We start from the raw sequence: 24,419 nt of genomic DNA, 5'->3' as shown, positions 1-24,419 counted from the left end.
GCATTCGGACTATCGCGATCTTTATTTTTGCTTCTTTGCAAACACTACCGGGTTATTGCTGAAAATGGATAGGTTAAACAGGGGGATTTAGAATAGAATTTTTAAAAAACAAAAATAATATGAACATATCATTAAAAGGAAAAGTGGCTCTTGTATCTGGAAGTACGCAAGGCATAGGGAAAGCTACTGCGGAAGAACTTGCCAAAATGGGTGCAAAAGTAATTCTGCTTGCGCGAAATGAAGAGAAACTAAAAAGTGCAGTTAACGACTTAAAAGCAATCGCAGATGCGGGTCATGACTATATTGTAGCTGATTTTTCTAACCCGGAAGAAGTAAAAAGCGCGGTTGAGAAAATGCTTGTAAGGCATCCGCAAATAAATATTTTGGTAAACAATACGGGAGGACCGCCTGCCGGAAAAGCAATTGATGCCGGGGTTGATGAATTCAAAAAGGCTTTTGATATGCACTTGATTTGCAATCACATCATTACTAGTCTTTTGGTTGATGGGATGAAAAAATCGGGATATGGGCGAATAATCAATGTTATTTCTACTTCGGTAAAGCAGCCCCTTCCAAATCTTGGCGTATCTAATACCATTCGAGGAGCCGTTGCCAATTGGAGCAAAACTCTTTCTATGGAGTTAGGGCCTTTTGGAATAACGGTTAACAATGTGCTTCCGGGGGCTACTGCCACAGCCAGGCTAGACTCCATTGCAGAAAAGAAATCTTCAGAAACAGGAAAATCTGTAGATGAAGTTTTAAGCGATATGGGTAATGCCGCGCCACTTCAGCGAGTAGGGCAACCCACTGAAGTAGCTAATGGTATTTGTTTTCTGGCAAGTCCTGCGGCCTCTTACATCAGCGGAATTAACCTTCCGGTAGATGGAGGCAGAACAAAAAGTTTATAGACGCTGCATCAAATCAGCAGTCAGCAGACTTTTGACATTTGAAGCCCGTATGGGATAGACAAATGCTGTTTAATCTACGAGCAATTTGAAACCTTTCCCATGGATATTGATAATCTCAATAGTGGAATCGGGTCTTAAGTGCTTTCGCAATTTGGCGATATAAACATCCATGCTGCGTCCATTGAAGTAATTGTCATCACCCCAAATGGCGTTCAGCGCATAGTTTCGTTCCAGCACTCCGTTTTTATTGAGGGTAAGAAGGTATAGCAGCTCGTTTTCTTTCGTTGTAAGCTTGGTTTCATTTTTACCATGCTTCAGAATTTGGCGATCGTAATCAAATGCAAAATCACCAATTTCAAAAACGTGCTTTTCTTCACTTTCCATCTGCGCTTGATCTGTGCGGCGCAAAATGGCATTTACCCTTACCAGTAGCTCTTCCATAGAGAATGGTTTGGTAATGTAATCGTCGGCACCGATGTTAAAACCTTTCAGGGTATCTTCCTTCATCGATTTGGCCGTAAGAAAAACAATAGGAATTTTCTTGTTTATCGTTCTTATCTCTTTGGCCACTGTAAATCCATCCTTTACGGGCATCATCACATCCAAAATCACAAAGTCGAATTGTTGCTTCGAAAATGTTTTGAATGCTTTGTCGCCATCAGTGCAAAGCACCGTTTCAAATTCTTTGGCTTCAAGATATTCTTGTAGAAGTGTACCCAAATTTGGGTCATCTTCGGCGAGTAATATGCGTACTTTAGAGTTCATAATTAAATGGTAGTTGTATGGTGAATGTGCTTCCTTTTCCAAATTCGCTCTGAACCGTAACCGTTCCGTGATGCTTTTCTACAATCGCTTTCACGTAGCTAAGGCCCAACCCGAATCCTTTAATATTGTGAACGTTTCCGGTAGGTACCCGAAACAGTTTATCAAATATGCGTTTTTGGTCTTCTTTTTTTATGCCAATTCCACTGTCTGATACTTCTATAACAATGGAAGCATCGGAATTGTGCGTAGAAACTATTATTCTTGGTGTCTCGCCACTATATTTTACGGCATTATCAAGCAAATTGAATACCACGTTTGTTAAATGAATTTTGTCACCGACAATATCAGCAATATCTGCTTTTAAAGATTTCTCAATCCTGCCCCCTCTGCTTTTGGCCTGTAATTCAATATTTTGGATGGCCATTTCTATTATTTCGTGGAGGTTAATAGAATCGCGAGACATTTCAACCTCACTTCTGTCTAGTACAGCGCTGCGTAACACGCTTTCTACCAATACTCCAAGGCGTTTGTTCTCATCTTTTATCATTTTCACAAATTTGCTCACCTTCACAGGCGATGCCGACATGGTAGGATCTGCTAACGCCTCACAGGCTAAAGATATTGTGGATATTGGGGTTTTTAATTCGTGCGTTATATTATTTATAAAGTCATTTTTAATATCAGATACTTTTTTCTGACGTAAAATAGTACGTATAGTGTAACCGAAAGCCAGAACGATAGTAACCATGAACAGCCCCGAAGAGAGCAAAAGTGGCCACAGCGTTTTTAATAAATAGCTTTCTTGATTGGGAAACCAAAGATGTAAATAGGTGGTGGGTGTAATATAGTCGGCGGGCAATAATCGTGCTTTATATCCTTCATCAAGTAGCTTGTTAATGTGGGATTCACTCCTTTCGGGAATGAGCTGGGGCATATTATACACGTCGAAAATCCCAAATTCAAAATCGGTAGTGATGCCGCCCACTTCTTTTAGCGTAAATGCAAGTAGCGAATCAATATCATTTACCCCGTAAGCACTCAAAAAATCAGATCCGGCTTCTACAGATGATAAATCCAAAATGAGCTGGGCAATTTCTTTTATTTCGTAGGGAGCCAGTCTATTATCCTTTCGAAGGGCGTCTTCAACAGCTTCTTGCTCTTCTTTGAAAAAATTGTCAATTCTCTGTGAGTCTAAAACACTTTTTTGAGTTCTTGAAAGGTCTGCGTTCTGTTGCGATGAGGCAGAATCGTAAATATCATCAGAAATAGAATTTTTGTCATCTTGAGAATTTCGTAATGCAGGAACTGACCTCAAACTGTCATACTGAAAGTATATTTTTCGACCAAACTCGTGTTTTTGCAGGCGACTTAACTGCTCTTCGTATTCGAGCAACCTGTTTAATTCTGCGAGTGAAACCTTTACATTTCGTCTAAACTGGGCATCACGCAAGGCAACAGAATTTTTGATCCAAAATATCTGGATGGCAAAAAGCCCCACCAGTGAAAACGTGATGAGAAATATAAGTCCTGTAATAAATGATTTCTTCAAGTTGAAACAAAGTTAAGTCCGCTAAACTGGCTTGCATAGAGTGCTTAACCTAATTTAACAAAAGCCCGTTATCCTTAACGTTTGTGAGCTAATTCGCGAATTTCTAAACCAGTTAAACGTATCATCAGGTTCCAAAGAATGAACTTGGTGCGTCCCAATAGTAAATCTGAAATCATAAATCATAAATCATAAATCTGAAATCAAAGTTGCTATATTGGCAATATTGCCGAAATTTACCGCAAATGGAACAAATCTTAAATTACATAAATGGTACATTCCTTCCGGCTCAATCAAAAGGCTGGATAGACAATTATAATCCTTCTAATGGCGAGGTTTACAGCCATATACCTGACAGTGATGCCAGCGATATAGAAGCGGCATACCAAGCAGCTGAATCCGCTTTCCCCGCCTGGGCAGGCATGTCTGCTTCTGATCGTTTTCATTATTTGATGAAAATCGCCAAAGGCATTTCAGATAATCTGGAAGCCTACGCTGCCGCTGAATCGAAAGACAATGGAAAACCTATATCTCTTGCGCGCGCTGTCGATATTCCGCGGGCGGTAAGCAATTTTGAGTTTTTCGCGGCAGCGGCTACACAATTTGCCAGCGAAAGCCATTACACCGAAGGACTGGGAATAAACTATACGCTGCGAAGGCCGCTTGGAGTTGTAGGATGTATATCGCCCTGGAACTTGCCGCTCTACCTTTTTAGCTGGAAAATAGCCCCGGCACTCGCTGCGGGAAATACCGTCGTAGCAAAGCCATCTGAAATTACCCCAATGACGGCATACCTGCTTTCTAAAACCGTTCATGAGGCAGGCTTGCCTGCGGGAGTGCTGAATATTGTACACGGTCTTGGCGCAAAAGCAGGCGATGCCATGTGCAGAACAGAAGGCATTAAGGCCATATCGTTTACCGGTGGAACAGAAACAGGAAAGAAAATTGTAGAAGTGGCCGGAACCCGATTTAAAAAGCTTTCACTTGAGCTGGGCGGGAAAAATCCAAATCTCATTTTCGCCGATTGCGATTTTGACGATATGCTTCGCACCACTTTGCGTAGCTCCTTTTCAAATCAAGGCCAGATTTGCCTCTGCGGGTCGCGTATTTTGATTGAAGAATCTATTTATGATAAATTTAAGTCGGCCTTTGTAGAAAAAGTAAAAGCCATGAAAGTGGGTGATCCCAGCCTCGATAAAACGAAAATGGGGGCGGTGGTAAGTGCCGGCCACAAAGAAAAAATATTGGGCTATATCGCTTTGGCGAAAGAAGAAGGTGGAACGATTCTTTGCGGTGGAAAGAGCATAACTATGGACGGCGAATTAAGCGGCGGCTATTATATTGAACCCACTGTAATTGAAAACCTAAGCCAGAACTGCCGCACAAATCAGGAAGAGATTTTTGGCCCTGTTGTAACCATAGAGCCGTTTAAAAATGATGAAGACGCCCTTAAAAAAGCGAATGCCACAGTTTACGGTTTGGCATCGACCATTTGGACCAGCGACTTGAAGCGCGCACATAAACTTGCGGGTGAAATTCATGCGGGAATTGTCTGGGTAAACTGCTGGCTCGAGCGAGATTTAAGAACGCCCTTCGGAGGCGTGAAAAATTCAGGAGTGGGTCGCGAAGGAGGTTTTGAAGCAATGAAGTTTTTTACGGAACCTAAAAACGTTTGTATTAAGTATGAATAGCCTTTTCATTCGCCGTACAAACGCATGCCATAGTAGGCGAAATGCAACATCATACGCCCTTTTACTCTCTGGAATAATTCTGGTATTTCTGTTGGCGACAACAAACAGCTATAGTCAGGCTGAAACCAACTTGGAGCCGTTTTTGCTTCTTGAAAAGCCGGGCACGAAAAAGCGGATTAGATACTATATTGGTGATGAAATAGAGTTTAAACTCAAAGACGAAAAGGATTTTCACAAAGGAACAATTGTACAATTTTCGGATACTTCTTTTTATGTAAATGGCTACGCTGAAGTGCCTTTGCGCACAGTTGGGGCGCTGGCCGACAGATCAAAAGTGGAAGGAATACACGCGCTGTCAAAGAATACTCTTTTTGTTATTCCGGTGTTTTTTCTGTTTTCGGCTGCCAACAATCTGTTTAATACGGGAGATACGCCTATTGTAAACAAAGAAGTTTATCCACTCTCGGCGGTTTTTCTCGGTATTAGTGGGGCAGGCTTTTTGTATAAGGGCAGGCGCTACCGGCTAAAAAATCGCTGGCGAATAATAATGGTTCGGCTATAACTCAAAAATAATTCCGAACTTTCACTCTCGTTATCAGTTGTACATAATTCACATCTTTCAGTACCTTTATCACCATGCTAAAGCAGAGTTTACAGCAAAAATTACTTCAAAAATTATCCCCGCAGCAAATTCAGTTGATGAAATTGCTTCAGGTGCCTACTATTGAGCTAGAGCAACGTATCAAGGAAGAGCTTGAGGCGAATCCCGCCCTTGATGAAGGCGCAGAGAAAGATCCGGATGACGAGACCGAGCAAAATGATGACCAAGAAGAATCTGAAAAATCGGATGAAAAGGAAGAATTTGACTTTTCTGACTATATAGATGACGATGAGACTCCTGCGTATAAGCTCAATATTAACAACAAGGGATCTGACACTGACGAAAAGTCTATTCCTTTTGCTTCCGGCACTTCTTTTCGAGATCATTTGAAAGAGCAGCTCTCCTGGCGAAATATTACCGATCAGCAAGAAATGCTCGCCAAAACCATTATTGGCAATCTGGATGATGACGGCTACTTACGTCGCGAAGTCGAGAATATCTCTGATGATCTGGCGTTTTCTCAAAATATTATGGCAACTACGGAAGAACTCGAAGAGGCGCTTCGTATTGTGCAACACCTTGATCCTGCCGGAGTAGGGGCAAGAGACTTGCGCGAATGCCTTATGCTACAGCTTGCGCGAAAAGACAATACCTACCCTTCAGTCAGAATTGCTACTGAAATACTGGATAAATATTTTGAAGCTTTCACTAAAAAGCACTACGACCGCATTACCAAACGGATGGAAGTAGATAATGAAGATTTGAAAGTTGCTATTTCTGAAATAGTAAAGCTAAACCCGAAACCCGGGAATAGCATGCGCGATTCTTCAAAAACTATTCAGCACGTTGTACCAGATTTTGTGATTACTACCGATGATGAGGATCTTTTGCTTAGCATTAATGGAAGAAATGCACCTGATTTGCGTATAAGCGACTCGTACAAGCATATGATTAAAGGCTATGAGCAGGCTCCTTCAAAAGATAAGAAGCAGAAGGAAGCAGTGATGTTTGTAAAGCAGAAAATTGACTCTGCTCGTTGGTTTATTGATGCTATTAAGCAGCGACAGCAAACCCTTTTGCTCACCATGAATGCTATTATGGAGTTTCAGAAAGAGTATTTCATTACGGGCGATGAAACCAAGCTGAGGCCAATGATCTTGAAAGATATAGCCGAAATTGTGCATTTAGATATTTCTACCATTTCGCGCGTGGCAAATAGTAAATATGTGCAAACGCCTTATGGTACTTTTCTTCTCAAAACCTTTTTTAGTGAGTCGCTCACAACAGATACCGGCGAAGAGGTTTCAACCCGTGAGGTGAAAAAAATTCTGCAGGATGCCGTTGATGGCGAGAGCAAAAAGAAACCGCTTACCGATGAAAAACTCGCAAATCTACTCAAAGATAAAGGCTATCAAATAGCGCGTAGAACAGTTGCCAAATATCGCGAACAGCTCAATATCTCTGTAGCCCGACTTAGAAAGCAACTCTAAGCGTATGCGGAAAATTGCGCACCTAATTTCGGCTATTCTGCACCCGCTTTTTATGCCGCTTGCCTGTGTATTTGTAGCTTATACGTTTGATTGGTATATTAATGGCAGCCTTTCGGCCGATCAAATGCAGATTATTTATTTGATTGTAGCCTTTAGCACAATTGTTTTTCCTGCGGTAAATATCTTACTCCTTAAATGGTATGGAGTGGTGAGAACTCTTAAAATGGAAAGCAGGGCAGAGCGAAATGCACCTTTTATTTCTACTGTTTTCTTTTATGGTCTGGGCTACTATATGCTGCGAAAGGGAGCCCTGCCCGAGTCTCTTTTTTCAATTCTCGTGGGGTATATTGCCGTTTTACTCCTGATTATCATAATCAATTTCAGATGGAAAATAAGTGCTCATGCTGCCGGTATTTTTGGATTAATAGGTGCTGTGGTTGCACTTTTTCAGGTGCATAGCTTTGGCAATATTGTTTTGCTTTCTATTTTGCTTTTGCTCGGAGGGCTGGTTATTACTTCGCGACTTATACTCGCAGCTCACACACCTTCAGAATCTTATAGCGGAGCAGCTGTGGGATTTCTAACGATGTATTTTTGCGTTTATTTCGGGATTTTTATCTGATAGGCGTTAGTGCAATACCCACCGAAAAGGGAATAACAGAGTCGCTCCCTTCAATAAGCGATACGAGCGAATAAAATCCTGTAACCTGAATTTTTCCGACACCTATTCGCGCCGAAACACCATATCTCCAGGTTGTTACATCATTAAAGTCGTAAATCTTACGCTTTCCGTCTGTATCTATAATTTTTTGGTGGTCAGATAAAAGGTATCCAAGCCTGAAACCCGCAGCAATTTTAAATGGGCTTCTTCCTTTGGCGATATATCTGAGCTCAACCGGAAGCTCCAAATAAGTGGTTACAAATTTATTTTTCTCATAGTCGTAATCATCAGGGTATGCTACTAGCTCCTGCTCGCCTAAATCACCATTTGGAAATTCTTCTTGCACCAATATGGCATTGCTGTGAACATTGTCTGCACTGATTCCAAAACCCCAGGCAAAACTCACATTCGAATTTGCACCAAAAGTATAATCCGAATAGAAATATCCCTTAAAGCCCGGAGAAAAACCACGCAACTCAACACCCGCCGGTAAATCGAGCCACATATCATTGGTTATTTCAAAAACAAGCTTGTCGTCGTGGCGGTCGAGAATTCGTACAATTACGGTTTCTTTTTTTTCTTGGTCTTGCGCCAATAGCGTTGGTGTAAAGAGTAAAAAGATTGCTACTAAAAGAGTAAATTTTTTCATTTCTCCTGTAAATTTTGTTGCCAGTTCCAGGCGTGTTTCAGTGCGTCTTTCGTAGAATATTCCGCTTTCCAGCCCAGCTCTCTATTGGCTTTCTCACTATTGGCATAAATTGCCTCTACATCTCCTTTTCTTCTTGCTCCGTATGCAACATTAACCTTCATATTATTTACTTCCTGAAATAGGTCAATTATTTCTTTCACACTTACACCATATCCTGTTCCGATATTGAAAACAGATAGTTGTGAAGTATTGTTTTCCATCATAAACCTTAAAGCGCTTACGTGGGCTGCCGCCAAATCAACTACGTGTATATAGTCTCTTACGCAAGTACCATCGGCGGTGTTATAGTCATCGCCATAAATGGTTAGCTTTTCGCGAATTCCAGCGGCAACTTGCGTCAAATAAGGCACAAGGTTATTGGGTTTACCAAGGGGTAGTTCGCCAATTTTACCGGAAGGGTGTGCACCAATAGGATTGAAATAACGCAGGCTTACTTGTTTTGTATTTGGCTTACTAATTTGAAAATCATGCATAATGCGCTCACAAACCTGCTTGGTGTATCCATATGGGCTGTAAGCGGCCTGCCAGGGTGATTCTTCTGTAACCGGCTGTATTTCGGGCGTGCCATATACGGTGCAAGAGGAAGAGAAAACAAAATTTGACAATCCTGATTCGCTGGCAGCGCGAATAACAGAAGTCATTGCGCCAATATTGTTTTCGTAATACTTCAGCGGCTGTTCTACAGATTCGCCAACGGCTTTATATGCCGCTAAATGAATAGTTCCGACTATCGTTTTTTCTTCTTTAATAATCTTTAAGATCGAGTCAAATTTGCAGCAATCTGCTTCGTGAAAGGTGATTTTCCTGTTTACAATAGATTCAATTGCAGTAATAACAGAGCGATCAGAATTCGAAAAATTATCGACGATAATCGGTTCAAACCCTGCATCTACAAGCGCTACGGCAATATGAGACCCAATGTAACCGGCACCGCCGGTCAAGAGAATTTTTTTCATTCTATTCCTTTGCTGCGAATATAAGGGTTTGGCGCGAAGACTTGTAAAAAATTGAATGAAGACAGGAAATCTAGCCGCAAGCTATAAGCTATAAGCTTTTAGCTGCAAGCTTTAAGTCCATAAGCCCCAGGCAAGACTGTAAGATGTGCCAAAGAGTAACATGCGCATTACTTCCTGTGGTAGGATTGATCTACGAGCTTGAATTCTGAAGCCGTGCAGTTGTTTCCCATTTGTTGTTCCCTTAAAGCCTGAAGCTGTTTGAATAGCTGCAAGCCTGAAGCTGGAAGAGGTCTCCGTTATTGAACTTTAGATATGAATTACAACCAAATCTTGAAGCTTGTGGCTTACTGCTTATAGCTTTCGGCTCAAATTCAGCCTTTAGCATAAAACTATTCGTGCGGCCTCATTCAAGGATGTCGCTCATCTTGAAGCTTGTGGCTTACCGCTTGCGGCTTAGAGCTAAAGACAAATGTCCCTCGAGACAATTCTCTCCCCAAAATTCTCCCTCACGACTAGAGACTAGCGACTCGAGACTATTTCAAAACAACCTGCACCCCAAAATCCTTAACCTCCCCACTATTTCCTCTGGCAGTAATAATTACAGTATAAACTCCATCGGGGTATTGGTTATCTTCAGGGCTCCAGAGAGTCAGCGCCGGTGGCGGGTTAGTTGCTTCGCCACTTTGAAGAAGGTTTCCCCAGCGGTTGCGCACTTCCCAGCGCATAATGGCTACGCCTCCGGTTTGTACCACGAGGGCATCGTTGCGGCCATCGTTATTGGGTGTAATGATATTGGGAATAATCATTTTCAGTCCTTCTGCTACCCGAATGGTGGCAAAGGCAGTATCAGTACATGTGGCGTCTATGCGATACGCAATAAGTGCGACGGTAAAGGTGCCCGTATCGGAAAAGGTATAGCCGGCATAATTAGGTGAAGTGCTAAAAGACTCGCCATCCATAAGCCAGACAAAGCTTGTGGCATTGGTACTTTGGTTGTGAAAAACGACTTTAAGAGGCGAGTAACCTGAATCTGGATTTGCAGTAAAAGCCGCTGTTTGAAACGGATTTACATCAAGCACTACCGTACTGTCCCACCTACACCCCAAAGCATCTTGCACAGAAACGTTGTATGATCCGGGCGAAAGATTCTCAAAAGTGGAACTGTTTTTAGTTTCACTATTGACAGAGTACTGAAAAGGTGCCTTTCCATCCATTCCTCCAAAAACAATCTTGCCTGTGTTGGCCGGGCAGGTGCTGGCTATTATCTGGAGACCTCTTGGGCGCGGCACTTTGCCAACCGTTAGAAAAACAGGGATTGTTTGAGCGCAAGCTCCATTCTCATCATCATTCCACATCCTGACTCGGTACCAACCGCTGCTATCTGCATTGCAAATGGGATTTGCAATTGTAGAATCGCTAAGCCCTGCGGCAGGTGTCCAGGCGTAGTGGTCGTAGCCGGGTATGGCGCTGAATTCTATGGGTTCTGTGTAATCAGGTTGGCCGGTAGTACTGGACTGGCGGCGGCAGGTTGATTGAGAGCGGGGCATATCTCCCTGCGGAAGACTGCAATTTGGAGTGTAGACGATGAAAAAGGCTGGGTGGGGATTGGCACCCCATATAGGATTATCAACATTCACAGGATTTAAGTAAAGGCTTTGTTCTTCTTGATCGTTTAGATAATCATTGATAACTGCAATTCCATCACTGCGGTAAACTTGAGTATTGGCTGTATCATCATCTAAACCGAATAACTCTCCATTTTCATAATAAAAATGACCTCTTACACCTCCGGCTCCAGGATTGGTTTCATCAAATCCCCATATTTCTCCCAAAATGTCATTATTTATTCCTATTTGCGTTCGGTCTTCATAATATATGTTTAAACGGTCTGAATAAATAGAGAATCCTACATCAGTATTCGCTCGATAATTGGGTTTTTCAAATTTATACTTCTGCATAGCTGTTTGCTTTTGAGATGCTGTGTATATGTTAATGCATGTCGTGTCAGTTATAGAAGAAGATGTGTAAAGAAATAGAAATTGTAGACTGTACCATCCAGTGAATTGTTGTCCTAATGGAGCATGTCCATCCATATAGACATAAACTGAATCCTTCTGAATGTTCACCATGTCGGTTACTCTTTTTCCATGTACGGCAAAAAACTTAATTAATTCAGTATCATAGAGTTCTTCGCCTATAATACTAGTTTCGTCCCACTGAAATTCATTACCGTCAATAGCAAAAGGTATTTGCGAGGGTCTACCGTATCGATAGGTTAATACGTAGGCATCTTTTAGAGTGTACTGCGTTTCCCATTTGAATTTAAAGAAACCATCGGTAATGGATAAGGATGTTCTTCCCGAAGCTGTGACGCCGCCAACAAAACATTCTTCAAGAAAAAGATTTTGACTCGAAACTTGTATTTGAATAAAAAATGTTGCGCCTAAAAAAAGAATCCATTTCATAAAAATAATTTACATAATGCTTGCTAAATTGGTTTTTTTTTTTTAGCATCGCAAGTAAATCCTTTAAAACTTTACATTATGAAGAAGATTTACTTATTTTTAACAGTATTATTGATTGTTTTCGGTTTTATGAAACTGGAGGCACAAAACAATTTTTGGACGTTCCCTGATCAGTATTGGAATCCAGGATTCAGTTTTCCACAAAACCTCCCAAACTCGTCGCCTTCTGATTACGTACACGCGGGTATTCAGGATCCTTATGGAGAAATTAAGTTCTATGTACTCGATGATCGCGTATATGACAAGTTTGGTTTGGAAAATGGAGTTTTCCAAGATATTTATAATCCTATAGGAGGCTATAGTGAATCGCTGATTGTTCCACAACCTGGTAGTTGCGAACGTTATTACATTTTCCAAGCCGGTCTAGTTGGACCGACGAGTAACGATCGTGTACCTTTTTATTCTGTCTATAATCATGATATGCACCAGCTTGAAACAATTGGAACCGGATACACAACTGCGCATCGAATAGATGGAGTATATACTGATCCTTGGTACTATGTTTCTAATTTTAGAATAAAAAATATCCACTTTGCAGCGACTAAAGAAAGACCGGATAATACTCGGTTAATTTTTACGAATAGTAACCAGTCTTTATATCGCATGCATCTCACCTGCGATAGCTTATACGGTAGCTCTTGGTCATATCAATTTGGATTTAGCGAATTGGATGAGGGCAACAGAAGCGAACTAGAACTCTACGAAGATACTGCAAACAATGTAATTCGGATTGCGGTACCTTATCAAGAAAACACAATTAACGGTTATATTAAAGTTGCGATTTTTGATTTAGATTCTATAACAGGAAATTTTGTTCCCGGTAGTCGTAAAACTATAGAACTACCTAATGATAATTCAACGGGTGGCCAGTTGCCTACTTGGGTCCATGGGTTGGAGTTTACACCTGATGGGAGGGGGCTTTATATTAGTCATGAGATAAATATCAACTTCGCGAGCCCACTTAGCTTTTATGATATTGCAACACAAACGCTTACAAATCTAAGCCCAATAGACTATCCGGGTATTACCAATTTTAAATATTCTCAATTACAGGTGTCGGGAGATAGTGCAAACTACACACTAAACTTGGCTAGTGAAAATTATATCGGTTCACTTTGGGATCCGAATATCCCAGATGATGGAAATTGGAACGCCACGGCTATTTCACTAAATATCTACCCTATTAATAATGGTGGAATAAGTAACTTTTCTATTGGAGACCGAAAGCGATTGGTTCCTGACCAGATAGATTATGAAGATTATGCTGAAACAATGATCAAAGCCTCCTGCGATTGCTGTGAAAAGTATGCGTATGCGGGAGAAGGAAAAGACACTATTTATAATGCTTTCACTTCAGAAACATGGTCTTATGGCTTAGCGAACAACCCTTGGCAAGCCGAATCTGGCGATACCATTTTTATTCGCGATTATCTCAAAATTAAACCAGGTGTAAGTGTAACAATTGATAATATGATTTTTAAGTTTGGCCCTGATGCCCGCGTTATTGTTGAGCGCGGCAGTGGTGGAAGTCCGGGCGCACGGCTTCACATGAAAAATAGAGCTGTTTTTACTGCCGATTTTAGATGTTCGCGCAATAAATATGGCTGCTATGATCCAGATAAAGGATGCGATACACTGAAAGTTTGGCAGGGAGTGCGTGTGGAGGGTCTGGCATCAGATCATTCACAATCAACGGCCAATCAGGCTACTTTTACAATGTCCACCGGCTCAATGATAGAGTATGCATTGACAGGAATTCATGTTGGGCATAAAGATTTTGCTGATTATGGGGGTGGTAAAATAACCATTAAAGACAGTTTTCTGAAAGACAATATAACCGGAGTTAAGTTTGATCCCTATTACCGCACTAGCGGAAGTACGGAAATCTATAATTTAAGTCGTGTTGAGCGAACTTCTTTTGCTACAACTGAAGATTGGCTTGAAGATTATTTTCCAAATGCTCATGTGGTAATTAACGAGTCTAGTGGTATTTATCTATTGGGTAATGTATATGCCAACGAAAATACTACGCTTGGATCAAACCCAACGAAACGTGGGATAGGCGTAAAAATATCAAATTCGCGGGTGGACATCGGGTATAACTGTACCGGTTTCCCGTGTTCTGGCAGCGCCTTAACGAGGTCAGAATTTAATGGGCTGCAATATGGCATTTACGGACTTAACGATGGAACCACGACGCGTACACTCTATTGCAACTATAATATATTTAACGATACCTATTATGGGGCTCAGTTAAGCGGTTTTACAAATGCGTTGGTGCTTGATAACGAATTTAATGTAGAAAGAGCACATTTTGCAGGTGGGCTCTATTTAATTGGTTCTACAGGTTACTATGTTCAAAATAATAACTTTACCACGCCCGGTTCTCAAATGTATTTCAATATTGGAGTAACTGTGTCAGATTCAGGTGAGGAGGAAAATGAAATTTACAAAAACACTTTTTCTAAACTGTATCTCGCAGGCTATGCTGCCAATACCAATGTAGATCCCAATGATCACGATATCGGCTTGCACTGGGTGTGTAATGAATTCAAAAAACCCATCACGGCAGCAGATATTTATCTCGATGGCGGGATGAGTGATAATCAAGGATTGTGCAATGGTGGCACTGCTGCCGGTAATTTATTTAGCTGGAGTAGTCAGTTAGGTGGTTCGTACAGCAATCACAAAGACCTTCAGGCCACAATCGGTTCTACCGACAATATTGTTTACTCTCACCATAAATTAGCTGGAGCTCCTCCTAAATTAGAGCCTCTGGTGTGGAATACCTCTCATTATCAAATATCTGAATGTTTAAATCAAACCTATTCATCAAATTCTTGCCCTGTGGAAAAATCAGGTTTACCACCCGGAATTGATCTGCCACCGGGTATTCAGAGCACTATGCCTTCTTACGCATCTGTATCTGCACAAGCAACAGAATATGCAGAACAAATGGCGGCGCTCAATTCTAGCAGTTCAGAAACCACTGAAGATTCAGATAATGGAGCAGAATTCAAACAGATTCGTAGAGAGAACGATGAATTCTGGCATGAGATTTCCAGTTTTTATATGGCTGATACTACAGGAGCCATTTCAAAAGAAGAAATGGAGCTTTTGCTTTCTACCTATGAGCCTAGAAATATTCAGCGTTTTGCTTCTGCGCTTCTTGCATCCGGAAACCAGGAATGGATTGGTCAGAGCAATGCTTATGGCGTTACAGATATGGCTGAAGCGGCGCTGCCGTCGATGGTTGGAGAAGAATTACCAAGCGATATTCCGGAATGGTTTGCCGGCGAATTCTTCGCGTCAGCCTCAAATATTGCTGCACTGAATAGTTTGTATATTGAAAATGAAGCAATCTACAATCCCTATTTCCCATTACCTGAATTAAGCAGTTCAGAAGAAGGTAAAAGCAATAAAACGGATAAAGAATTGGTTGACGACAACACAAAAAATAAACTTGTGGTACACCCAAATCCGTTTAAAACATACACCACATTCGATTTATCTGCTTATCAATTTGAAGGGAATGATAACCGTATCGTGTTTTACGATCTTCTAGGTAAAAAAGTGTTTGAAACACAAATTGCTGAAAAACAGATTAACCTCACTGTACAAAGCGCAGATTTACCCACGGGTATTGTCATCTATAAACTCTACATGAATAATACAGAAGTTGAAACCGGTAAAATAATCAGTATGAAATAAACTCAATAAGTTAGTTTACCAATCTTGAGTCCACTCCGACAACCCAGAATTCCATGATTTTCACCTTTTTCGCCCCTAACCCCTAAAGGGGAACCTGTTGAAAATCAGTGAATTCCTAAACACTCCAAATAGTGAATTCTAAGACAACTTACTTATCGGAGTGGACTCAATCTTAAATTACAAAAGCGCATCGGGAGTTTCCGGTGCGCTTTTGGTTTTGGAAGTTTTTGGTAGCTATAAGCTACAAGCCACAAGCCCATAAATCAAGCGGCAGGCATGACTGCAAGATGTGCCAAAGCGAAGCGTGACATGCGCACAACTTCCTTTGGTAGGATTGATCAAAGAGCTTGAAGCCTGCAGCCGTTTCCAATTTGTCGCTCTCTTGAAGCTTGCAGCTTATTGCTCATCTTGAAGCTTGCAGCTAAAAGCTTGTAGCTCTCTCAAAGCCTGAAGCTTATTGCTCATCTTGAAGCTTTCCGCTAAAGGCTTGTAGCTCTCTTGAAGCCTGAAGCTAAAAGCTCACCCCTCACTTACTATCCAAATTAAACCAAGTACGCACAGCTTGTGCTTTTGACGGGCCAATGGCTTCGCTTATTTCGGCGAGGGTTGCTTTTTTCACGCGCGTAACCGACTGAAATTTTTTGAGCAAGTCTTCTGCCGTACCTTTTCCAATACCGGGAATGTCAGTAAGCTCGGTTTTAAAAGTGTTTTTACTTCGCTTGTTTCTGTGATGGGTTATCCCAAAACGGTGTGCTTCGTTGCGTGCATTTTGCAATATTTTCAGCGTTTCCGACTTTTTGTCGATGTAGAGAGGAGCAGAATCACCGGGGTAGAAAATCTCTTCAAGCCGTTTGGCTATTCCAATTATGGCAACTTTTCCGCGGATACCCAGTTCATCAAGACTTTCCAGGGCAGAGCTCAATTGCCCTTTTCCACCATCAACAACTATAAGCTGGGGTAGCGATTCCCCTTCGTCAATCATTCTTCTATACCGCCGAAATACCACTTCTTTCATACTGGCAAAATCGTCGGGCCCCACTACCGTTTTGATATTAAAATGTCGGTATTCTTTTTTGCTTGGTTTTCCATCCCGAAAAACCACACATGCCGCTACGGCATTTGTTCCCTGAAAGTTTGAGTTGTCAAAACACTCAATATGAGCCGGTTTTTCAGATAGGCGCAAGTCTTTTTGCATTTGTACCATAATCCTTTCGGTATGCTTTTCAGGATCTGCAAAGCGGGTCTGCTTTTGCTTATCGAGCATAAAGTACTTCGCATTTCGAGTTGAAAGCTCAAGCAGCTTCTTCTTATCGCCACGCTGGGGAATAGTAAAATGGTGGTTTTCCATCTCCATATCAATCGCCTCAGGAATCAAAATTTCCTTTGCCAGAGCGTTAAACTGCACACGTACTTCGGCGATACCAAGCTGAAGTAAATCAGCATCAGATTCTTCGAGCTTTTTCTTATATGCCATGGTATGGCTTTGAATTACAGCACCATCTACTACTTTTAAATAATTTACGTAGCCATTGTGTAAATCTGAAATTACTGAGAGTACATCTACGTCGCCAATAGCGGGGTTCACGATAGTGCTCTTACTTTTATATCGGTGTAGAATATCTATGTTCTCCTTGATTTCGAAAGCCGATTCGTATTCCATTTTTTCGGAATATGCATTCATTCTGTTTTCCAGAATGGTGATTACCGAGCCAATATTTCCTTTAATGATTTCCTTAATGTCGGCAATCTGCAGCATATAATCTTCGAGGCTTTGCAAACCTTCGCATGGCCCCTTACAGTTTCCAATATGGTATTCCAGACACACCTTAAATTTTCCAAGTGCAATGTTTTTTTCACTTAGATCGTACTTGCATGTGCGAATCTTGTAGAGTTGCCTAATGAGATTCAACAGAGTTTTCATCATTCCCACAGACGCATAAGGCCCAAAGTATTCAGATCCGTCATTTATCTTGGTACGCGTGGCGAATATGCGGGGGAAACGCTCATGTTTAATGCAAATCCATGGATAGGTCTTATCATCTTTGAGCATTACATTATAGCGGGGCTGGTACTGCTTGATAAGATTATTTTCAAGCAGCAATGCATCAAGTTCAGATTCTACAACGATAAAACTAAAATCCTTAATGCGCTTTACCATTACACGTGTGCGCCCTGAATGACCTCCGTTTTTGAGAAAATAAGATCGTACGCGGTTGCGCAGACTCTTGGCTTTTCCAATATAGATTATTTTGTTATTCTCGTCTCTGAACTGGTAAACACCCGGATTTGATGGGAGTAATTTTATCTTTTCTGATAAGTCCATGGTACAAATTTACAAAGGCTTTTTGAGTGAAGAATATAAATAATGGAATGTCTAAGTGTTTGGAATCAAAACTAAACAATAGTAAGTTTGTGGCGTTCTTTCAATAATTTAATTTGCATGATAACATATTCGATTAAAGATCTGGAGCGTTTATCCGGAATCAAGGCGCATACTATCCGAATTTGGGAGAAACGGTATGAATTGATATTTCCGAAGCGCACTGCCACAAACATTCGTTATTACGATGGCGAAGACTTGAAACAAGTTTTAAATATTGCAATTTTAAACCGAAGTGGAATCAAAATTTCCAAAATTGCAAAGTTGAGCAGCGACGAGTTAACTGAAAAGGTTCTTGAAGTAGGCACCACTGACTCCAGTGAAGAAGCTCAAATAGAATCACTTTTAATTTCGATGATTGAATTTGACGATAAACGTTTTGAATCTGTATTGACAAATTGTACCATTCGAATGGGATTTGAAGATACAGTTATAAAAGTGATATATCCGTTTTTCAAAAAGGTGGGTCTTCTTTGGCAGTTAGATTCTATCAATCCCGCTCAGGAACATTATATCTCAAACATCATACGCCAGAAAATTATCGTGGCTATTGATGGGTTGAGTGGCAATGCAAAATCTGGTGCCAAAACCTTTTTACTCTTCTTACAAGAAGGGGAATTGCACGAATTGGGGTTATTGTTCTACAACTATCTTATTCTAAAGGCCGGGCACAAGGTGATGTACCTCGGGCAAAGTGTGCCCTTAGAAAACGTTGTTACAACTGCCAGCCAATTTACTGTCAGCTACCTTGTTACATCAATCCATAGCTCTTTTTTACAAGAAGATTTTATGAAAAGGCTCAATAGTATTGGAGAGGAATTACCTCATATTCCGGTTATTCTTACAAACCGCATAGAATTTGATATTAGTAGCTCGACTATCGATCAACTATATGTTAATCTTAGCCCCGAAGCATTTAACGAAATGCTGAATACTGATAAAACAACGAAATGAAATGCGTTTTGTTCGAATGAAGAAAACGCAACGATTTATATTATGTTGATAATGACGTGTTAAGGGTGCCCGGATAAGATCGATTGGAAGATTTAACAATAATTTTATCAATCTTTGTTTAACTAATACATACATTTGTTGAACAAAACTAAAGCCACTTTAAGATGAGCACTTACAACTTTAACGAAGAATTGATCGCATTCGAGAGACCCCTTAAATCATTTGCTTATGGTTTTACGAATAATGAAGAAGAGGCAAACGACCTATTGCAGGAAACGTTTCTAAAAGCCCTGACTTATCGCAGTAAGTTTAAAGCGCAAACTAATTTGAAAGGTTGGCTTTATACGATAATGAGAAACACCTTTATCAATAATTACCGAAAAGCCATGCGTGCGAATACGATCATCGACAGAACAGATGAACAGTATTTCATAAATTCGGCTTCCACGGGTAAAGGTTTTGCTGATCCGGATAGCGTTTTCTCTCATGCCCAAATTGTTAAAGTTGTTGACAGATTGGAAGAAGACTACAGAGTGCCGTTTGAAATGTATAACAATGGATTTAAATATAAAGAAATAGCTGCGAAACTGGATTTGCCGATTGGTACCATAAAAAGTCGCATCTTTCTTGCCAGAAAAAAACTAATGTCATCACTCTCTGATTACAGAGTATAGTGCGTGATGTGTTAAAACCTACATGAAGAATAAAAGTGTTGTAGTCATAGGGTCCGGATTTTCCGGACTTTCTGTTGCCTCAAATCTTGCTAAGGAAGGATATGACGTTTCAGTATTTGAAAAAAACGACACGCTAGGTGGACGAGCCAGAAGTTTTTCTTCAAATGGGTTTACGTTCGATATGGGTCCCAGTTGGTACTGGATGCCCGATGTTTTTGAATCTTATTTCGCCCATTTCGGAAAGCAGGTTTCCGATTATTACGATCTTATTCGCTTAGATCCTTCCTATTCAGTGTTCTTTGATGAAAATCACCGAATGGATATCCCAGCCTCTTTTGATGAACTTTGTAATCTCTTTGACAAATATGAAGAAGGAAGTAGCTCCGGATTAAAAAAATTTCTCAACGAAGCCAAGTACAAGTACGAAGTTGGTATGCGCGACATGGTTTACAAACCGGGTCAAAGCATAACTGAATTTATGGATTGGCGCGTTATTTCAGGAGCTATGCGTCTTCAATTGCTTACCCCCCTTTCAAAGCATGTTAGAAAATACTTTTCCAATAAATATTTATTAGAACTTCTCGAATTTCCAGTTTTGTTTTTAGGTGCCAAACCTTCCAAAACGCCGGCCATGTATAGTATGATGAACTATGCGGACATTATGCTCGGTACCTGGTATCCCAAAGGGGGGATGATAAAAATTATAGATGGAATGGTGTCATTGGCAAATGAACTGGGGGTAAAATTTCACACTAATTCCCCCGTTACTTCTATTCGCGTAGAAAATGGTGTGGCACTCGGAATTGTTGTTAATGACATATTGCATGAAGCAGATGTTGTAGTTTCTTCTGCAGATTATCACCACACCGATTCAAAACTGCTGAAGCCCAAATATCGTAACTACTCTGAATCATACTGGGATACCCGCACTATGGCGCCGTCGAGCTTAATCTATTTTCTGGGGATCGACAAAAAGCTTGTGGGCCTTGAGCATCACAACTTATTTTTTGACGCCGATTTTAATCGTCATGCGGAGGAGATATACGACGATCCAAAGTGGCCGCAGAAACCTTTGTTTTATGTTTCTGCAACTTCCAAAACGGATAATTCCGTTGCACCAGATGGTTGCGAAAATCTGTTCATTCTAATCCCAACTGCTCCAGGTTTGATAGAGACAGAAGCTATTCAAGAGGAATATTTTGATATGGTAATTGAACGTTTAGAGCGGCTTACATGTCAAAATGTGCGCGAACATATCGTTTATAAACGCAACTTTGCCTGCAGTGATTTCATTAATGAGTACAATTCGTTTAAAGGAAATGCATACGGGCTTGCGAACACTTTACGCCAAACAGCTGTTTTAAAACCGAAGTTAAAGAGTAAAAAAGTAAATAATTTGTATTATACAGGTCAATTAACGGTGCCAGGTCCGGGAGTACCTCCTTCACTAATTTCCGGAAGAATTGTGGCGCGTGAAGTGCAAAAAAATTACGCCTTATGATGGACTTATACGAAAATGTTTCGATTAGATGTAGCCGCCTTACCACAAAAGCGTATAGCACGTCTTTTTCACTTGGAATTCGTTTTCTGGCAAAAGACATGCGCGACCCTATTTACTCCGTTTACGGGTTTGTGCGTTTTGCAGATGAAATCGTTGACACCTTTCATGGATTTGATAAGGGAATTTTGTTGGAGAAATTCAAAGAAGACACCTGCCACGCCATTGACAATGGAATAAGTTTAAACCCCATTTTGCAGAGTTTTCAAAAAGCGGTAAACAAATACGGTATCGATCGTGAATGTATTGAGACATTTTTGGAAAGTATGCGGATGGATTTATTCCAAAGCGAATATACGCCCGAAGAATATGAAAAATATATCCTGGGATCTGCAGAAGTAGTTGGCCTTATGTGCCTGCGTGTGTTTTTGCGGGGAGATGCTGAAAAATATGAAACACTTAAGCCGTTTGCGATGAAGCTGGGATCGGCATTTCAGAAGATTAATTTTTTACGCGATCTCCATGCTGATTATAAAAACTTGGGCAGGACTTACTTTCCCGGAGTGGATTTAAACGCTTTTAGCGAAGACGTAAAAAAAGAAATAGAGGCCGACATTGAAAAGGATTTTCAAATGGGTTATGAAGGTATTAAGCAGCTGCCTAAAGATGCCCGATTTGGTGTTTTTGTAGCTTATGTTTATTACTACAAGTTATTTAGAAAAATAAAGAATCAGCATACCCATGATATATTGAGTAGAAGAGTACGCATTAGCGATAGAAGAAAATTTGCTCTTCTTTTTGGAAGTTATGTACGCCATAGCTTCAATTTATTATAATGGTCATGGAGAAAGAATATGTTATTCTGGTAGATGAGAACGATCGCAAAACCGGAACTTGTGAAAAGCTTGAAGCACACCAAAAAGGATTGATGCACCGTGCTTTTTCAATATTCCTGTTTAATAAAGAGGGTGAATTTTTGATTCAGCAACGTGCCGATGAAAAATATCATACTCCCGGATTGTGGAGCAACACCTGCTGTTCGCACCCTCGTCCCGACGAGGAAATGGAAGAAGCCTTGCAAAGAAAACTCTTTCAGGAAATGGGCATTTATTCCCAAGTCGAGAAAGTATTTGACTTTGCATACCGGGCAGATTTTGATAATGGTTTAGTTGAAAACGAGGTAGATCATGTTTATTTCGGTGAATATAACGAGGAGCCAAATCCGAATCCTGAGGAAATTCAAGCTTGGAAGTACAGCTCTTATGAAAAAATTAAAGCGGAAATCGCAAAAGATGAAAGCAATTTTACTCCCTGGTTCAAACTGGTGCTGGATAAGGTGCATGGACATTATAAAAAGATGATGACGGCGTAACCTATCGCTATTAAGTCTATCAAATAGTTTAAAGAATTAATTATGAAAGTTTCTGTTTCCAGAAGAGCGCATTTTAATGCGGCTCACAGGCTGAATAACCCCAATTGGAGTAGTGAAAAGAACGATGAAATATTTGGGAAATGTAATCTTCCAAATTATCATGGACACAACTATGTTTTAATATCGACCGTGCTTGGATCGATTGATCCTGACACAGGTTACGTGATGGATATGAAGGTGTTAAATGATATTATTAATGAAGAAGTGGTAGATAGATTTGATCATAAAAATTTGAATCTGGACACAGCTGAATTTAAAAACCTAAACCCCACTGCAGAAAACATTGCTGTTGTAATCTGGGACTTATTGCGCAAGCGCATCAATACCGATTTTAAACTCAAAGTAACATTATATGAAACTGAACGGAACTTTGTCGAATATGAAGGATGAACTCAAAGTAGTGAATTCTGATACTGACGAACATATCTTTACCAATGCCGAAACTCCAATGAGAGCAGATGCATTCGCGCTAAGCGATGAAGATAAGATGGAACGTATTTCTCACCACTTTCGTGAAATAATGGATACTCTTGGCCTCGACTTAACTGACGACTCGCTAAAAGGTACACCCGCCCGTGTTGCAAAAATGTACGTGAAGGAAATTTTTAGTGGTTTAAATCCTGAAAATAAACCGGCGGCTACACTTTTTGAAAATAAATTTGGCTACAACCAAATGCTGGTTCAAAAAAATATCACCTTAAAATCTATGTGCGAGCACCATTTTGTGCCTATTGAAGGGGTGGTGCATATTGGTTATATTTCAAATGGATATGTAATCGGTCTCTCAAAGATGAACCGAATCGTTCAATACTTTGGCAAGCGTCCACAAGTACAAGAGAGATTGAGCATTCAAATTGCCGAAGAATTAAAGCGTGTATTGAGAACGGATGATGTGGCGGTAGTAATTGATGCCAGCCATAAATGTGTATCACTGCGCGGTGTAGAAGATGAAGCGAGCAGCACTGTAACAAGTTCTTACCACGGACGGTTTAGAAATCAGAACGATAGAAATGAATTTTTAAAACACCTATAATTATGTTTGGACTATTCGGGAAAAGTAACCCCAAAGCAAAACTTGAAAAGCAATATAAAAAATTACTTGAGGAGTCTCATCGGCTTTCTACCATTGATCGGGCAAAGTCTGACAAGGTGCGTGCCGAGGCAGAAGAGGTAATTAAGCAAATTGAAGAACTTGAAAAATCAGGAAAATGAACTATTTAGTCATTGGCGGTGCAACAGGAATCGGTAAAAGGCTTACAGAGATTCTTTTAGAAAAAGGGCACAAAGTGCATGTAGCCTCTAGAAACGCGAAAGCCAATTTGGAGGAGGATTCAAATTTGGTTGTAAATGATCTCGATGCTGTTGATTCAGATACTGATTGGTCTTTCCTGCCCGAGGAACTGGATGGTGTGGCTTATTGTGCTGGGACCATTAATTTAAAACCCTTTAAACGGTTAAAGCCCGAAGATTTTAAGAAGGATTTTGACGTAAATTTAATCGGTGCTGTAAATACCATTCAGGCCGCTTTGCCTGCCCTTAAAAAGGGAAATGGCGGTTCGATTTTGCTTTTTAGCTCGGTGGCCGCCCAGCGAGGACTTACATTCCATGCCTCTGTGGCTGCGGCCAAGGGTGCAATAGAAGGTCTTACCCGCGCACTTAGTGCCGAGCTGGCACCCGATATTCGTGTAAACGCTCTTGCCCTCTCTCTTACAGATACGCCACTTGCGCAAAATCTTTTGAGTACCGACAAGAAAAAGGAGTCGTCAAACGACCGACACCCATTGAAACGTTATGGAAAACCAAATGATGCTGCTTCTATCGGAGCTTTTTTGCTCTCGGCCGATGCTGATTGGATTACCGGACAGGTAATAGGAGTAGATGGTGGAATGGGAACGATACAGAATATTTAGAATTTTAA

The 24,419-nt window shown here is 40.7% G+C and carries 21 protein-coding genes; 15 read left to right on the top strand and 6 right to left on the bottom strand.

Annotated features, from left to right (window positions below):
- Positions 1-119: 119 nt before the first annotated feature.
- Positions 120-908, top strand: a complete 789-nt coding sequence (locus G3O08_RS01095; protein WP_163282814.1) for an SDR family oxidoreductase — start codon at positions 120-122, stop codon at positions 906-908.
- A 69-nt stretch (positions 909-977) separates the two neighbouring features.
- On the opposite strand, the gene G3O08_RS01090 is transcribed toward G3O08_RS01095, so the two are convergent.
- Both G3O08_RS01090 and G3O08_RS01085 read right to left on the bottom strand, forming a co-directional pair.
- Positions 978-1,673: a response regulator transcription factor gene (locus G3O08_RS01090; RefSeq protein ID WP_163282813.1), complete on the bottom strand. Its 696-nt coding sequence runs from the start codon at positions 1,671-1,673 to the stop codon at positions 978-980.
- Positions 1,663-3,222, bottom strand: coding sequence for a sensor histidine kinase (locus G3O08_RS01085; RefSeq protein ID WP_163282812.1), 1,560 nt, complete (start codon positions 3,220-3,222; stop codon positions 1,663-1,665). The genes G3O08_RS01090 and G3O08_RS01085 overlap by 11 nt, the downstream gene beginning before the upstream one ends.
- A gap of 242 nt (positions 3,223-3,464) precedes the next feature.
- Between G3O08_RS01085 and G3O08_RS01080 the strand changes: the two genes are divergently transcribed.
- From G3O08_RS01080 to G3O08_RS01065, 4 genes are all read left to right on the top strand, one after another.
- Entirely contained in the window at positions 3,465-4,910 is a 1,446-nt protein-coding gene (locus G3O08_RS01080) for an aldehyde dehydrogenase (protein WP_163282811.1), read from the top strand.
- A complete protein-coding gene (locus G3O08_RS01075; RefSeq protein ID WP_163282810.1) occupies positions 4,903-5,472 on the top strand; it encodes a hypothetical protein in 570 nt (189 codons plus the stop codon). Before G3O08_RS01080 ends, G3O08_RS01075 begins: the two co-directional genes overlap by 8 nt.
- Positions 5,473-5,546: 74 nt before the next feature.
- Positions 5,547-7,001, top strand: coding sequence for an RNA polymerase factor sigma-54 (gene rpoN / locus G3O08_RS01070; protein ID WP_163282809.1), 1,455 nt, complete (start codon positions 5,547-5,549; stop codon positions 6,999-7,001).
- A gap of 4 nt (positions 7,002-7,005) precedes the next feature.
- Positions 7,006-7,623 carry a hypothetical protein gene (locus G3O08_RS01065; RefSeq protein ID WP_163282808.1) on the top strand — a complete coding sequence of 206 codons (618 nt, stop codon included), beginning with the start codon at positions 7,006-7,008 and terminating at the stop codon, positions 7,621-7,623.
- Here G3O08_RS01065 and G3O08_RS01060 read toward each other — a convergent pair.
- From G3O08_RS01060 to G3O08_RS01050, 3 genes are all read right to left on the bottom strand, one after another.
- A complete protein-coding gene (locus G3O08_RS01060; RefSeq protein ID WP_163282807.1) occupies positions 7,616-8,311 on the bottom strand; it encodes an outer membrane beta-barrel protein in 696 nt (231 codons plus the stop codon). The two genes, G3O08_RS01065 and G3O08_RS01060, sit on opposite strands and share 8 nt — an antisense overlap.
- Positions 8,308-9,327 (bottom strand): UDP-glucose 4-epimerase GalE, encoded by a 1,020-nt coding sequence (gene galE, locus G3O08_RS01055; protein ID WP_163282806.1) that lies wholly within the window; start codon positions 9,325-9,327, stop codon positions 8,308-8,310. Before galE ends, G3O08_RS01060 begins: the two co-directional genes overlap by 4 nt.
- A gap of 533 nt (positions 9,328-9,860) precedes the next feature.
- On the bottom strand, positions 9,861-11,792 hold the full coding sequence (locus tag G3O08_RS01050; RefSeq protein WP_163282805.1) for a T9SS type B sorting domain-containing protein: 1,932 nt from the start codon (positions 11,790-11,792) through the stop codon (positions 9,861-9,863).
- 78 nt (positions 11,793-11,870) lie between these two features.
- On the opposite strand from G3O08_RS01050, the gene G3O08_RS01045 reads away from it, so the two are divergent.
- Positions 11,871-15,563, top strand: coding sequence for a T9SS type A sorting domain-containing protein (locus G3O08_RS01045; RefSeq protein WP_163282804.1), 3,693 nt, complete (start codon positions 11,871-11,873; stop codon positions 15,561-15,563).
- A 526-nt stretch (positions 15,564-16,089) separates the two neighbouring features.
- On the opposite strand, the gene uvrC is transcribed toward G3O08_RS01045, so the two are convergent.
- Positions 16,090-17,886 (bottom strand): excinuclease ABC subunit UvrC, encoded by a 1,797-nt coding sequence (uvrC, locus tag G3O08_RS01040; protein ID WP_163282803.1) that lies wholly within the window; start codon positions 17,884-17,886, stop codon positions 16,090-16,092.
- 117 nt (positions 17,887-18,003) lie between these two features.
- On the opposite strand from uvrC, the gene G3O08_RS01035 reads away from it, so the two are divergent.
- The 9 genes from G3O08_RS01035 (at position 18,004) to G3O08_RS00995 (ending at position 24,411) form a co-directional block, all read left to right on the top strand.
- Entirely contained in the window at positions 18,004-18,897 is an 894-nt protein-coding gene (locus G3O08_RS01035) for a MerR family transcriptional regulator (protein WP_163282802.1), read from the top strand.
- 164 nt (positions 18,898-19,061) lie between these two features.
- Entirely contained in the window at positions 19,062-19,571 is a 510-nt protein-coding gene (locus G3O08_RS01030) for a sigma-70 family RNA polymerase sigma factor (protein WP_163282801.1), read from the top strand.
- A gap of 22 nt (positions 19,572-19,593) precedes the next feature.
- Positions 19,594-21,072: a phytoene desaturase family protein gene (locus G3O08_RS01025; protein ID WP_163282800.1), complete on the top strand. Its 1,479-nt coding sequence runs from the start codon at positions 19,594-19,596 to the stop codon at positions 21,070-21,072.
- Positions 21,069-21,905, top strand: a complete 837-nt coding sequence (locus G3O08_RS01020) for a phytoene/squalene synthase family protein (protein WP_163282799.1) — start codon at positions 21,069-21,071, stop codon at positions 21,903-21,905. The genes G3O08_RS01025 and G3O08_RS01020 overlap by 4 nt, the downstream gene beginning before the upstream one ends.
- 5 nt (positions 21,906-21,910) lie before the next feature.
- Positions 21,911-22,441 (top strand): isopentenyl-diphosphate Delta-isomerase, encoded by a 531-nt coding sequence (gene idi, locus G3O08_RS01015; protein ID WP_163282798.1) that lies wholly within the window; start codon positions 21,911-21,913, stop codon positions 22,439-22,441.
- Between the two features lie 42 nt (positions 22,442-22,483).
- On the top strand, positions 22,484-22,891 hold the full coding sequence (locus G3O08_RS01010; protein WP_163282797.1) for a 6-pyruvoyl trahydropterin synthase family protein: 408 nt from the start codon (positions 22,484-22,486) through the stop codon (positions 22,889-22,891).
- Positions 22,854-23,534, top strand: coding sequence for a GTP cyclohydrolase I FolE (gene folE / locus G3O08_RS01005; protein WP_163282796.1), 681 nt, complete (start codon positions 22,854-22,856; stop codon positions 23,532-23,534). The genes G3O08_RS01010 and folE overlap by 38 nt, the downstream gene beginning before the upstream one ends.
- Positions 23,535-23,536: 2 nt before the next feature.
- Positions 23,537-23,713 carry a Lacal_2735 family protein gene (locus G3O08_RS01000; protein WP_163282795.1) on the top strand — a complete coding sequence of 59 codons (177 nt, stop codon included), beginning with the start codon at positions 23,537-23,539 and terminating at the stop codon, positions 23,711-23,713.
- Positions 23,710-24,411, top strand: a complete 702-nt coding sequence (locus tag G3O08_RS00995; protein WP_163282794.1) for an SDR family NAD(P)-dependent oxidoreductase — start codon at positions 23,710-23,712, stop codon at positions 24,409-24,411. Before G3O08_RS01000 ends, G3O08_RS00995 begins: the two co-directional genes overlap by 4 nt.
- Positions 24,412-24,419 lie beyond the last annotated feature (8 nt).

It is taken from the genome of Cryomorpha ignava, assembly GCF_010686655.1.
GTDB classification, from domain to species: domain Bacteria; phylum Bacteroidota; class Bacteroidia; order Flavobacteriales_D; family Cryomorphaceae; genus Cryomorpha; species Cryomorpha ignava.
The sequence above is the reverse complement of the archived record's forward strand: the minus strand, read 5'-3'. Positions and strand labels throughout refer to the sequence as shown.

Coding starts and splice junctions, on each gene's coding strand:
- G3O08_RS01095 (WP_163282814.1), top strand. CDS start 120: ATGAACATATCATTAAAAGGAAAAGTGGCTCTTGTATCTGGAAGTACG.
- G3O08_RS01090 (WP_163282813.1), bottom strand. CDS start 1,673: ATGAACTCTAAAGTACGCATATTACTCGCCGAAGATGACCCAAATTTG.
- G3O08_RS01080 (WP_163282811.1), top strand. CDS start 3,465: ATGGAACAAATCTTAAATTACATAAATGGTACATTCCTTCCGGCTCAA.
- G3O08_RS01075 (WP_163282810.1), top strand. CDS start 4,903: ATGAATAGCCTTTTCATTCGCCGTACAAACGCATGCCATAGTAGGCGA.
- rpoN (WP_163282809.1), top strand. CDS start 5,547: ATGCTAAAGCAGAGTTTACAGCAAAAATTACTTCAAAAATTATCCCCG.
- G3O08_RS01065 (WP_163282808.1), top strand. CDS start 7,006: ATGCGGAAAATTGCGCACCTAATTTCGGCTATTCTGCACCCGCTTTTT.
- G3O08_RS01060 (WP_163282807.1), bottom strand. CDS start 8,311: ATGAAAAAATTTACTCTTTTAGTAGCAATCTTTTTACTCTTTACACCA.
- galE (WP_163282806.1), bottom strand. CDS start 9,327: ATGAAAAAAATTCTCTTGACCGGCGGTGCCGGTTACATTGGGTCTCAT.
- G3O08_RS01050 (WP_163282805.1), bottom strand. CDS start 11,792: ATGAAATGGATTCTTTTTTTAGGCGCAACATTTTTTATTCAAATACAA.
- G3O08_RS01045 (WP_163282804.1), top strand. CDS start 11,871: ATGAAGAAGATTTACTTATTTTTAACAGTATTATTGATTGTTTTCGGT.
- uvrC (WP_163282803.1), bottom strand. CDS start 17,886: ATGGACTTATCAGAAAAGATAAAATTACTCCCATCAAATCCGGGTGTT.
- G3O08_RS01035 (WP_163282802.1), top strand. CDS start 18,004: ATGATAACATATTCGATTAAAGATCTGGAGCGTTTATCCGGAATCAAG.
- G3O08_RS01030 (WP_163282801.1), top strand. CDS start 19,062: ATGAGCACTTACAACTTTAACGAAGAATTGATCGCATTCGAGAGACCC.
- G3O08_RS01025 (WP_163282800.1), top strand. CDS start 19,594: ATGAAGAATAAAAGTGTTGTAGTCATAGGGTCCGGATTTTCCGGACTT.
- G3O08_RS01020 (WP_163282799.1), top strand. CDS start 21,069: ATGATGGACTTATACGAAAATGTTTCGATTAGATGTAGCCGCCTTACC.
- idi (WP_163282798.1), top strand. CDS start 21,911: ATGGAGAAAGAATATGTTATTCTGGTAGATGAGAACGATCGCAAAACC.
- G3O08_RS01010 (WP_163282797.1), top strand. CDS start 22,484: ATGAAAGTTTCTGTTTCCAGAAGAGCGCATTTTAATGCGGCTCACAGG.
- folE (WP_163282796.1), top strand. CDS start 22,854: ATGAAACTGAACGGAACTTTGTCGAATATGAAGGATGAACTCAAAGTA.
- G3O08_RS01000 (WP_163282795.1), top strand. CDS start 23,537: ATGTTTGGACTATTCGGGAAAAGTAACCCCAAAGCAAAACTTGAAAAG.
- G3O08_RS00995 (WP_163282794.1), top strand. CDS start 23,710: ATGAACTATTTAGTCATTGGCGGTGCAACAGGAATCGGTAAAAGGCTT.